Genomic DNA, 10,934 nt, shown 5'->3' on the forward strand with positions numbered 1-10,934 from the left:
GGCAGCGTTTCGGGCAGCGGTATTGTCGGCATTGGTTGTTGCGCACGCGACGAGCGACACTGGCTGTGAGGCCGATCGTGGCACGGTGACGAGAGTCCGCAAACCACCCGTTGCCGACCCTCGGGAGGTCCGCTTCCAGGATGTTGAAACAAAGGCCAAAAACCGGATCGGGTGAAAAGCCTCCGGTCCGCTTTCGAGCTACTCCGCTGAGAAGCAGACCTTTGATGTTCGATGTCGTCATCGTCGCGCAAACGCGGCATGACGTTCCATAGACTGTCGGCTACCCGTCCCCGACCGCGGGCATCATCGCCCGTCGACCGCGCTGAATGCCTCCACCGGGGTCGGATCAATCGGAGTCGCGGGACCGAACCGGAAAGGCACCAGGGCCGACCCGGTCCGATAGACGGACGGTTGAGCGCAGAGGCGACGAGACGTTCCGCTCAGACTTTGGACTGGAGGAGTTCGATCACGTTGCTCCAAGGGTCTACCAGGAAGGCGACCCGAACCTTCCAGTCATCGTTGTCAACGGGTTCCAGCGTGACCGTCACGCCGCGATCTTGCAGCGTCTCGACAGCCGCATCTACGTCGTCGACCCACAGGCCGAGATGATGCCAGCCGTGCGAGCCGAAGCTCGCATAGAGGTCGTCACTTGCGGGGCCCCCATCTGCGCCGGGACCGGACACGAGCTCGATCCAGAAGGTCGGATCGCCAGCCAGCGCCATCTCGGTGAAGGTCATGCCGTTGAGGTCGAACGCCCTCGTCTCGTGCATGTCCAGCTTCTCCCGGTACCACTCCACCGCGGCGTCGCGCTCGGCGACGCGCAGTCCGACATGGGCTCCCCGGAGCGTTTTCAGGACGTTGGTCATGATCTTTCCCTCAAGGTGTCGTGCTCGAATGAGCACGGCGGCAGATGCCACCATCGGGTACGTCCGGCTGTTCCGTTCCAGCGCTCAGAGCCCTGGTTCCGCGCCCAGCATGTTTGGCAACATGCTGTCAATCTTTCACTCATTGACATCATGCTGTCAAGATCGGACCTTGGTTCGCCGTCCGCCGAATTGGAACCGCTCTGCCGATGTCGTCCGACCCGATGACCCAGCTCATCCTCGCGATCTTTCGCACCAACAGCCGTCTGGTCCTGAGGGGTGACCAATTGACGGCTCCGCTCGGGCTGACAAGTGCGCGCTGGCAGGTGCTGGGAAGCGTGGCGGAGGCGGACTCGGCGCGGTCGGTCTCGGAACTGGCACGGGATCTCGGCGTCTCGCGACAGGGCGTGCAGCGGATCGCTGGCGAGTTAGTCACGGAGGGAATCCTCGCCTATCAACCCAACCCCCGCCACAAGCGTGCGCACCTCGTCGTCTTCACCGCGGAAGGTCGCCGTCTCTACGACCGCGCGATGGCGGTGCAAGCTCCCTGGGCGCAATCGCTGGCCGAAACCCTGACGCCAGAGCTGATCACGTCCGCCACAGTTGCCCTGGGCGTCCTGACAAGTCGTTTGCAGGAAGAGCTGGAGGCTGCTGGGACAACGGCCGCCGAATGACCTCGTCCTAGATTTGAAATGACGTCCGCTTCCGACATTGTTCAGTGAACTGCTCGGCGTCATACAAGGGCCGGAGGCGGAACGTCCGCTTCAGGGAGAAGGGTAAGGGTCCGCTTCCCACCCTCAGCGGACCTCCACACGGCCAAGCTGATCGAGTTTGACCCTAGCGGTGCGGGCGCGGCCCGGCCCCGACGGCGGCTCGGGCATCGGGCGGGCGGTATCCCGGGACGTCGCCGACCCGCTCCGCCAGCATCGCCAGCAGGCGATCGAGGCCGTCGGCGGGCAGCGCCGCGCTCGTCGCGAGACAGTAGACCTCCCAGCCGACCGAGACGAAGCCGAGGCCGAAGCGCTCCGCCGCCGCGCGGGCGCCCAGGCCCGCATCGGCGGCGCCCGACGCGATCACCGCCGCCACCGCCTGGTGGGTGAATTCCTCGAAGCCGTAGCCGACGATCTCGTCCGGCGGGATCCCGGTCTCGGCGAGCAGCCGGTCGAACCAGGCCCGGGTGCCGGACCCCTTCTGCCGGTTGACGAAGCGGGCCTTCCTCGCCCTCAGGTCGGCCGGCGTCGCGAGCCCAAGCGGGTTGCCGGGGGCGACCAGCAGGCCCTGCTCGCGCTCGAACAGCGGGTGGACCCGGAATGCCGGGTCGGCGACGATGTCGGCGAAGGGCGGGCCGGCAGCGGCCGGGCCGGCGGCCCCGCAATGGAAGCCCGCCGCATCGGCGCGCCCGTCGACGAGCCGGACCACCGCGTCGCGGCTGCCGATCACCGCGACCTCGGCCCCGCCCCATTCCGACAGGACCTGCATCAGCAGGGGATCGTGGCTCGCCGCCACGGCGAGGCGGAGCGGAACGGCGAACCGGGCGGCGAGGTGGGCCTGCATCGCCCGCGCCTCGCGGGCGAACGACGGGGCGAGCGCCGCGGCCGCGACCGAGAGGGCCTCGTGCAGGGCCGCGCCGGCCTCGGTCAGCGTCGTGCCGTGGCCGCGGGTCTTGCGCACGAGCTGATGGCCGAGATCCGCCTCGAGCGTCCGCACGCGCTCCCAGGCCGCGCGATAGGACAGACCGATCTCGGTCGCGGCGCCCTGCACCGAGCGGGTGCGGGCGATGGCGCGCAGCAGCGTGAAGGTGTCGGCGACGGCGATGCGCGCCCGGCCGATCCGCAGCCAACCGCCGAGCCCGAGCTCGACCACGGGAGCCTCGTCCATGAAAACCGCCCTCGCGCTGTCATCCAAGGGGTGCAGTCCACCGCGACGCCCCTCGTCCGGCGCGATCCAGGGACCCGACGGCACCGCGCCGGCATGTCCGTCCAGCGCGTTCGAAGAGGCCTGCCGGACGTCCGCATCGGCAGCAGGCAACATATTGAGGGCCGAAAAACGGCAGTGTACCGCCGTTTCATCACCCGCGCCGCACACCGGGTCGCCGGCGCGCCCGCCCGGCAGGCGGGCCGCGACACCGGGACGGGACGTGCGAGGACCGCACCATGCATCCGGAACTCCTCCATCCGACGGACGTCCGCCCCCGGCTCGACCGGCCGAGGATCGCGCCGCCCGAGGCGATGGCCCGGATGCGCGACGGCCGGACGGCGCGCCTGCCGACGGGCTGGATCCAGGACGGGGGCTTGCGGGCCTTCCGGGGCGATGCCGGGTATCTCGGTCGCTCGATCGCGGCGCTAAAGCTCTACCTGACCCTCGTCGTCAGCCAGGACGCGGGTCCGAACGCCGACGGCCAAGCCCCGATCCCGGCCCCGATCCCGATGTCCTACGAGCGGATCGCCGCCCTCTCGGGCCTCTCGGATCCGCTGATCTGCGCCGGCAAGCGGGCGCTGATCGACCAGGGCCTCGTCACCACCGCCGACGAGCGGCCGGGCGGGACAATCGCCTACCGGCTGGTCGGCCTGCGCCCGTCGGTCGCCGTGGTCGACCTCCTGCACGCGCCGCAGGAGTGCGGCCGGATCGACGCCCTGCACCGCCTGACCTGCCGGAAGGCGCCGAACCTCGCCGCGCTCAAGACCTACCTGCTGCTCTGCGCGGACGGGGGCGATCCGGACGGCGTCGTCTCCCTCGACATCGACGCCGCGTCGCGGCTCACCCAGACCAGCCACGTCAAGATTTCCGCCGCGCTGCTCGCCCTGCAGGGCCTCGGCCTCGCCGAGCCGCTCGCGAGCCCGTTGCGCTCGGGCGACCATCGCCGGCTGCGGCTCCTCCCGCTGCGCTGATCCCGCGCCCGGGACGGGAGCGCCGAGGAGACGCGAAGGGGGGCGGACATCCGACGCACGGTGGACTAAAGTCTGCCGTGCCGCGCCGTTGCGACCTTTACCAAATCGCAGCAGAGATCGGACCATTGACGGGGCGACCCGAGCGCGCTTGCCCCCGAGCCCGTTCGCAACCGAGCGCCGATGCCCGGTGCCCCGCCCCCCCACGCGAAACGATCGAGCCGGAGACGACATGAAGACGCGCGCCGCGGTTGCCTGGGAAGCCAAGAAGCCGCTCACCATCGAGACCATCGACCTCGAGGGCCCGAAGGCCGGCGAGGTGCTAGTCGAAGTGATGGCCACCGGCATCTGCCACACCGACGCCTACACCCTGTCGGGCCTCGATTCGGAGGGCAAGTTCCCGGCGATCCTCGGCCACGAGGGCGCGGGCATCGTCCGCGAGGTCGGCGCCGGCGTGACGACGTTGAAGCCCGGCGACCACGTCATCCCGCTCTACACGCCGGAGTGCCGCAACTGTAAGTCGTGCCTCTCGCAGCGCACGAACCTCTGCACGGCGATCCGGAGCACGCAGGGCCAGGGCGTGATGCCGGACGGCACCAGCCGCTTCCGCTGCGACGCGACCGGCGGCAGCCCGGGCGCCAACACCGTGTACCACTACATGGGCTGCTCGACCTTCTCGAACTTCACCGTTCTGCCGGAGATCGCGCTGGCGAAGGTGCGCGAGGACGCCCCCTTCGACAAGATCTGCTACATCGGCTGCGGCGTGACCACGGGTCTCGGCGCCGTCATCTACACCGCGAAGGTGTGGCCGGGCGCCAACGTGGTGGTGTTCGGGCTGGGCGGCATCGGCCTCAACGTGATCCAGGGCGCCCGCATGGTCGGCGCCGACAAGATCATCGGCGTCGACATCAACCCCGACAAGCGCGCCATGGCCGAGAAGTTCGGCATGACCCACTTCATCAACCCCAACGAGGTCGGCACCGACAAGGTCGTGCAGGCGATCCTCGACGTGACCGGCGGCGGCGCCGACTTCTCGTTCGACTGCACCGGCAACGTCAACGTGATGCGCCAGGCGCTCGAGTGCTGCCACCGCGGCTGGGGCGAGTCGATCGTCATCGGCGTGGCCGAGGCCGGCCGCGAGATCTCGACCCGTCCGTTCCAGCTCGTGACCGGCCGCGTCTGGAAGGGCTCGGCCTTCGGCGGCGCCCGCGGCCGCACCGACGTGCCGAAGATCGTCGACTGGTACATGGAGGGGAAGATCAACATCGACGATCTGATCACCCACACCATGCCGCTCGAGGAGATCAACCACGGCTTCGACCTGATGCACGAGGGCAAGTCGATCCGCTCGGTCGTGGTGTTCTGACAACCGGATGAGCCCGGCGGCGCCGTCCGGCGCCGCCGATACAGGGTCGAGAGCCGCAGGGGATCACGGCGACATGGACACCATCTCGAAGGCCCGCTCGCATGGCGGCATCCAGGGCGTGTACCGGCACGAGGCCGAGACGACGCGCTGCCCGATGACCTTCGCGGTCTACCTGCCGCCGCAGGCCGAATCCGGCAAGGTGCCGGTCCTGTGGTACCTGTCGGGCCTCACCTGCACCCACGCCAACGTGATGGACAAGGGCGAGTACCGGCGGGCCGCGGCGCGCCACGGCGTCGCCATCGTCGCCCCCGACACCAGCCCGCGCGGGCCGGACGTGCCGGACGAGCCCGACAACTGGCAGTTCGGCTGCGGCGCCGGCTTCTACGTCGACGCCACGCAGGCGCCCTACGACCGCAACTACCGGATGTGGTCCTACGTCACCGAGGAGCTGCCGGCCCTCGTCGCCCGCGAGTTCCCGGTCGACATGGAGCGCCAGGGCATCTTCGGCCACTCGATGGGCGGCCACGGCGCGCTCACCATCGCGCTCAACCACCCCGAGCGGTTCCGCTCGTGCAGCGCCTTCGCGCCGATCGTCCAGCCCTCGACCGCCGGCTGGTCGAAGCCGGCGCTGACCAAGTATCTCGGCGCGGACAAGGCCGCCTGGCGGCGCCACGACGCCACCGCGCTGATCGAGGACGGCCACCGCTTCCCCGAGTTCCTGGTCGACCAGGGCACGGCCGATTCCTTCCTCGACGAGGGCCTGCGCCCCTGGCTCCTGGAGGAGGCGTGCAAGAAGGCGGGCATCGGGCTGACCCTCAACATGCGCGAGGGCTACGACCACTCCTACTTCTTCATCTCGACCTTCATGGACGACCACATCGCCTGGGCCGCCGAGCGCCTGCGCTGACCGCCCGGGGCGGGCCGGCCTTCGAGGCCGGCTCGTGATCCGGCGTCGCGGGGCGGGACGGCGCGCTCGTCGCCGGTGCGGGGCGGCCTCGCGCAGGGCCGCCTTGGACGGGGCTCCCTTGCACGGGCCTCACTTGCACGGGCAACCCTTGCCGCGGCCCGCACCGGCCGGCATCCGACGGGCATGGCCCGGATGACCCTGGACGATACGACCCTCGCGCCCTTCCTGGCGGCCTTCTACGAGCGGGTGCGCGAGGACCCGCTCATCGGCCCGGTCTTCGCCGCGGCGATCCCGGAGGCCGGCTGGCCGCAGCACCTGGCGACGATCGAGGCGTTCTGGTCCTCGGTCCTGTTCCGCACGGGGCGCTACAAGGGCAACCCCTTCGGCCGGCATCAGGCGCTCGGCGTGCTGCGCCCCGAGCACTTCGCCCGCTGGCTCGACCTCTTCCGCGAGACGGCGGCGGCGCGCTTCTCCCCGGACGACGCCGCCCTCCTGCAGGAGCGGGCCGAGCGGATCGGGGCCAGCCTCAGGGCCGGCCTGTTCTTCCGGCCCGAGGGACCGGGTTCCGACACGGCGAGAGCCACGATACCTGCAAGATGAGCGTTAGGCCCGCTCCCATGCGGGCGGCGTGCAGGAGGTGGAGCGTCGGGGGCATCGGGACATGCGGGCTCCGGCCGACGATCCGGCCGCCGATCGGGCAGGCGGGCCCGATGCCGGCCAGGGCGCCCAGGCAGGCGATCGGGCGCTCGCGCAGCGGCGCGACCGGAAGAAGGGCAGGGGAGCCGGGCTTGAGCAGTCGGCCCGCCCACCGCCGATCCTCCGGGGGGCGGCCCACGAGCGCGACGATCCGCGACATCGCCCTCATGCCGTTCGGTTTCCTCCAGCCGTGGCGCAGGCATGGCCACGATCGTTCGCCGCGGATGCCGGGGGGTCCCCAGCCTTCGGCTGCGCCGATCGATGTCGGGTCGTGCACCGGTCTCGCGACCGGCCCATTGCGCGTCTCATGAACTGGCCGACGGGGCGGTCGGCGCCGGGGGACCTATCGCGGCTTGCCCTAACAAACGATGCTGCGGCCGGGTTCGTCGGGCTTGCGCCACCGACCGGGAAGGAGCGTGATGGAACCACTTCAGCATGTCGACGGCCCCGAGCCGGCCGACCTCGACCACCGGGGAGACGCTGCGGCGAATGCCGAGGCCGGCCTGGCCGCGGCCTTCCTCGTCGAGGTGATGGGCGAGGACGTCGCGGCCGCCTTCTTCGCCCGGTTCGGCCCCGTCATGGCCCAGGCCTGCCGCCAGGCGGAGGATCTCGCCCACGGGCTTCGTGCCGAGGACGAGCCGGAGACCGAGCTGCCCGCGAGGCGGGTCCGACGCACCGGGACGCCGTGGGGAGGCCTGCCGTGGGAAGCCCTGCCGCCCGAGGACCGGACGCGCATCGACCGGCTGGCGGGGCGGATCGGGCGCGGGGAGGCTTGCGCGCCGGTGGTCGTCATGATGCGCCGCAGCGCGGCCGACCCCCAGCCCTACGACCTGGTCTCAGGGGCGGACGAGTTCGTGGCGCTCGTCGACGTCATGGGTCGCGCCACGGTGCCGGTCCGCGTCGTCCCGCCGGTGCCCCCGGAGACCCTCGCCCTGTTCGACGACCCGCAGGGCTGATACGATTTCCCGCAGCGAGCGCCGAGCGATCGGTCGCAAAATCGTATGACGCCTCGCTCGCGGCGGTCCGGCCCCGGGCGGAAACCGGCGGTCGGATCCGGAGCCATTCCTCGCAGGAATGACAGCGTTCCCGATCGGTCTTGGACATCGGCCGGAGCGGCGTGCAGATTGCGCGCGAGCGACATTCCCGATGCCCTGCCCGGCGTCCCGGCCCGCGCCGCCGCGCGGGCCAGCGTCGATTGCTGCCGCAATACATGCAGCGTCCGATTTCTATTCTGGATACTGCCTGATTTTTCGAAATCCGCAGCTTGACGGGTAGGGTCGCGGCGGATATCGATGCCGCCGTCCACTACGACGATGCGGGAGAGACCGAGGGACGACACGTCACCTCGGCGCCGACGGAGCAACCGCCCCGGAAACTCTCAGGCAAAAGGACCGTGTCGTCAGGACGATCTGGAGAGAGGCGGCTGCGACAGGCCGTCCACCGAAGGGGATGTCCGGCCGCGCCAGCGGGCGGACGACGCTCTCAGGTACCGTGACAGATGGGGCGTAGGGGCGGGATCCATCCCGCCCTCGGCTTCTCGTGCGCTCGGAAACCAGATCCATGCCCCACATCGCCGTCATCGGCGCCGGTATCACCGGCGTGACCACCGCCTATGCGCTGAGCGAGCGCGGATACGACGTCACGGTCCTCGACCGTCACCGCTATGCCGGGATGGAGACCTCGTTCGCCAATGGCGGCCAGCTCTCGGTCAGCAACGCCGAGGTCTGGAACAAGACCGCGACCATCCTCCAGGGCCTCAAGTGGATGATACGGCGCGACGCGCCGCTGCTCGTCAACCCGAAGCCGAGCTGGCACAAGTATTCCTGGATGGCCGAGTTCATCGGCCAGATCCGGCACTACGAGGCCAACACGATCGAGACCGTGCGCCTGGCGCTCGCCGCCCGCCGGCAGATGTTCGCGATGGCCGAGCGGGAGAACATCGCCTTCGACCTGGAGAAGCGCGGCATCCTGCACTTCTACCGCGACAAGGCCGGGTTCGATAAGGCGCTCGCGGTCAACGCGCTGCTGCGCAAGGGCGGCCTTGAGCGCGACCCGGTCACCCCCGAGGAGATCCGGGCCATCGAGCCGACCCTGCAGGGCGCGTATCACGGAGGCTTCTTCACCCCGTCCGATTCGACCGGCGACATCCACAAGTTCACCCGGGGCCTCGCCGAGGCCTGCGCCCGCCGCGGCGTCGCCTTCCGGTACGACGCCGCGATCGAGACGATCGCGCCGGCCGGCGAGGGCTGGCGCATCCACTGGCTGCCGGTGGGGCGCGACGACGGCGATGCGCGGGCCGCGCGGTGGGAGCCGCTCGAGGTGGACGGCGTGGTAATCTGCGCCGGCTGCGCCAGCCGCGACCTCGCCGCCGGCCTCGGCGACCGCCTGAACATCTACCCGGTGAAGGGCTACTCGATCACCGTGCAGCTGCACTCGCCGGAGAGCCAGGACGCCGCGCCGCAGGTCAGCATCCTCGACGACGCGACGAAGATCGTGACGAGCCGCCTCGGGCGGGACCGGTTCCGGGTCGCCGGCACGGCGGAGTTCAACGGCTTCAACCGCGACATCCGGCACGACCGGATCGAGCCGTTGGTGCGCTGGACGCGCGAGCAGTTCCCGCGCGTGGCGACCGACCGGGTGGTGGCCTGGAGCGGCCTGCGGCCGATGATGCCCGGCATGCTGCCGCGGGTCGGGCCGGGCCGGCAGCGGGGCATCTTCTACAATACCGGGCACGGCCACCTGGGCTGGACCCTGTCGGCCGCGACGGCGCAGATCGCCGCCGACGCGATCGAGCGCGGCCTGCCGGTCGAGCGCTGCCGCCTCGCGGCCTGATCCGGCGCGCGTCCCGCCGTCGGCCGCCGGACGCCTCCGTCGTCGCGGTGTCCGGAGACAGCGGCCGGCACGTCGTCGCGACGCGCGGGACGCTCGCCGCCTAGCCCGCGGCCGCCGGCCGTGGCACGCCTCAGGTGTCGGGTGGCCGCCGTGGTCGCCTCGCGAAACGCCCGATCGCCCTCGTCGCCCGGTGCCTCGGCGCCGGTCCGACGGGGGCTTCGTGCAGTCCGCCGCAACCGGAAATCCGGGGAGGCGGGCGCCGGTCATCGGGATCGCCCGGCCCGCCGCATCCCGCCGCGGCACGGCGGCTTCCCGCAAAAAAGTATCGGTCGCGCCCGCGAATCGTAGTTGCTGCCCCCGCCCGCCTCCTTACCTTACGGTCCACATGCCAGGCCTCGCGGCCGGCAGCGCCGCTCCGGAAATACCGGAGGGCGCATCAGGGAGAAGCGCCGCACGAAGATCCGCCGGGTCGCACCGGACGGGATCCGTGCCTCTGCGGAGGGAAGGGCGATCGATGCAGCCCGATCTCGAACTGGTCCAGGTCGGCCCCGAGACCTCGTTCAAGGCGTGGGCGCACGGCTACCCGTACCGGACGGTGCGCTGGCACTTCCACCCCGAATGCGAGCTGCACCTCGTCACCCATACGAGCGGCACGTTCATGGTCGGCGACCATGTCGGGTCGTTCGAGCCCGGCCACCTCGTCCTGGTCGGCCCGAACCTGCCGCATAACTGGATCAGCGCCACGGAGCCGGGCGAGGTCGTGCCCGAGCGGGGCCTGGTGCTGCAATTCACCCGCGAGCGCATCGCCGCCGCCGCCCGGGGCTTCCCGGAGCTCGCCGGCCTCGAGACCCTGCTCGGCGACGCCTCGCGGGGGATCGAGTTCGGCCCCGGCCTCGCCGGACCGGCGGCCGCCCTGATGACCGAGCTGATCGCCGCGACGGGCGTGCGGCGCCTCGCGGTGTTCCTGGAGCTGCTCGACCGCCTGGCCCACCATCCGCGCCGGCCGCTGCTGGGACCGGAATACCGGTTCGATCCGGGCGCGGCGACGGCGGGCACGATCAATCACGTGCTCGCCCACATCGACACCCACCTCGACCACGACCTGCGCGAGGCCGACCTCGCCGCCCTGTGCGGGCGCAGCGCGAGCGCGTTCTCGCGGCTCTTCCGCCAGCACACCGGGATGGGGTTTTCCCGCTACGTCAACCGCCTGCGGATCGACCGGGCCTGCCACCTCCTGATGGCGGGCGACCGCCCGGTCACCGAGATCTGCTTCGAGGTCGGCTTCAACAACGTCTCGAACTTCAACCGGCAGTTCCTCGCCCACAAGGGCGTGGCGCCGTCGCGCTTCCGGGCCTCGCACCGCCTCGTCGCCGCGCCGGCCGGCG

General features: G+C 70.9%; 10 protein-coding genes and 2 riboswitches. Of the genes, 8 read left to right on the top strand and 2 right to left on the bottom strand.

Annotation, left to right across the window (positions count from 1 at the left end; genetic code table 11):
• Positions 1-440: 440 nt before the first annotated feature.
• A complete protein-coding gene (locus tag HPY23_RS16015; protein WP_175540030.1) occupies positions 441-866 on the bottom strand; it encodes a VOC family protein in 426 nt (141 codons plus the stop codon).
• A gap of 221 nt (positions 867-1,087) precedes the next feature.
• Between HPY23_RS16015 and HPY23_RS16020 the strand changes: the two genes are divergently transcribed.
• Positions 1,088-1,537, top strand: coding sequence for a MarR family winged helix-turn-helix transcriptional regulator (locus HPY23_RS16020; RefSeq protein WP_236013011.1), 450 nt, complete (start codon positions 1,088-1,090; stop codon positions 1,535-1,537).
• 163 nt (positions 1,538-1,700) lie between these two features.
• Here the strand turns inward: HPY23_RS16020 and HPY23_RS16025 are convergent, their stop codons facing one another.
• The gene (locus tag HPY23_RS16025; RefSeq protein WP_175540031.1) at positions 1,701-2,741 is read right to left on the bottom strand and encodes a substrate-binding domain-containing protein; all 1,041 of its coding nucleotides are present in this window, start codon (positions 2,739-2,741) and stop codon (positions 1,701-1,703) included.
• A gap of 275 nt (positions 2,742-3,016) precedes the next feature.
• Here HPY23_RS16025 and HPY23_RS16030 point away from each other — a divergent pair, with 275 nt between their 5' ends.
• The 7 genes from HPY23_RS16030 to HPY23_RS16060 form a co-directional block, all read left to right on the top strand.
• Positions 3,017-3,751 carry a hypothetical protein gene (locus HPY23_RS16030; RefSeq protein ID WP_060848290.1) on the top strand — a complete coding sequence of 245 codons (735 nt, stop codon included), beginning with the start codon at positions 3,017-3,019 and terminating at the stop codon, positions 3,749-3,751.
• Positions 3,752-3,980: 229 nt separating this feature from the next.
• Positions 3,981-5,114, top strand: coding sequence for an S-(hydroxymethyl)glutathione dehydrogenase/class III alcohol dehydrogenase (locus HPY23_RS16035; protein ID WP_060848291.1), 1,134 nt, complete (start codon positions 3,981-3,983; stop codon positions 5,112-5,114).
• Positions 5,115-5,187: 73 nt separating this feature from the next.
• Entirely contained in the window at positions 5,188-6,021 is an 834-nt protein-coding gene (gene fghA / locus HPY23_RS16040) for an S-formylglutathione hydrolase (RefSeq protein WP_091889100.1), read from the top strand.
• Positions 6,022-6,204: 183 nt separating this feature from the next.
• Positions 6,205-6,621, top strand: coding sequence for a group III truncated hemoglobin (locus HPY23_RS16045; RefSeq protein ID WP_060848293.1), 417 nt, complete (start codon positions 6,205-6,207; stop codon positions 6,619-6,621).
• A gap of 515 nt (positions 6,622-7,136) precedes the next feature.
• Positions 7,137-7,673 carry a hypothetical protein gene (locus HPY23_RS16050; protein ID WP_091889103.1) on the top strand — a complete coding sequence of 179 codons (537 nt, stop codon included), beginning with the start codon at positions 7,137-7,139 and terminating at the stop codon, positions 7,671-7,673.
• A 350-nt stretch (positions 7,674-8,023) separates the two neighbouring features.
• Positions 8,024-8,121: riboswitch (glycine riboswitch) on the top strand.
• A 3-nt stretch (positions 8,122-8,124) separates the two neighbouring features.
• Positions 8,125-8,217: riboswitch (glycine riboswitch) on the top strand.
• A 60-nt stretch (positions 8,218-8,277) separates the two neighbouring features.
• Positions 8,278-9,549, top strand: coding sequence for a D-amino acid dehydrogenase (locus tag HPY23_RS16055; RefSeq protein ID WP_091889105.1), 1,272 nt, complete (start codon positions 8,278-8,280; stop codon positions 9,547-9,549).
• Between the two features lie 514 nt (positions 9,550-10,063).
• Positions 10,064-10,934: helix-turn-helix domain-containing protein (locus HPY23_RS16060; protein WP_200649646.1), on the top strand; the 871-nt coding region annotated here is incomplete at its 3' end.

This window comes from Methylobacterium ajmalii (assembly GCF_016613415.1).
GTDB classification, from domain to species: domain Bacteria; phylum Pseudomonadota; class Alphaproteobacteria; order Rhizobiales; family Beijerinckiaceae; genus Methylobacterium; species Methylobacterium ajmalii.

Bases quoted from the DNA above. Each gene is read 5' to 3' on its own strand.
- HPY23_RS16020 (WP_236013011.1), top strand. From the start codon at position 1,088: ATGACCCAGCTCATCCTCGCGATCTTTCGCACCAACAGCCGTCTGGTC.
- HPY23_RS16015 (WP_175540030.1), bottom strand. From the start codon at position 866: ATGACCAACGTCCTGAAAACGCTCCGGGGAGCCCATGTCGGACTGCGC.
- HPY23_RS16030 (WP_060848290.1), top strand. From the start codon at position 3,017: ATGCATCCGGAACTCCTCCATCCGACGGACGTCCGCCCCCGGCTCGAC.
- HPY23_RS16025 (WP_175540031.1), bottom strand. From the start codon at position 2,741: ATGGACGAGGCTCCCGTGGTCGAGCTCGGGCTCGGCGGTTGGCTGCGG.
- HPY23_RS16045 (WP_060848293.1), top strand. From the start codon at position 6,205: ATGGCCCGGATGACCCTGGACGATACGACCCTCGCGCCCTTCCTGGCG.
- HPY23_RS16035 (WP_060848291.1), top strand. From the start codon at position 3,981: ATGAAGACGCGCGCCGCGGTTGCCTGGGAAGCCAAGAAGCCGCTCACC.
- fghA (WP_091889100.1), top strand. From the start codon at position 5,188: ATGGACACCATCTCGAAGGCCCGCTCGCATGGCGGCATCCAGGGCGTG.
- HPY23_RS16055 (WP_091889105.1), top strand. From the start codon at position 8,278: ATGCCCCACATCGCCGTCATCGGCGCCGGTATCACCGGCGTGACCACC.
- HPY23_RS16050 (WP_091889103.1), top strand. From the start codon at position 7,137: ATGGAACCACTTCAGCATGTCGACGGCCCCGAGCCGGCCGACCTCGAC.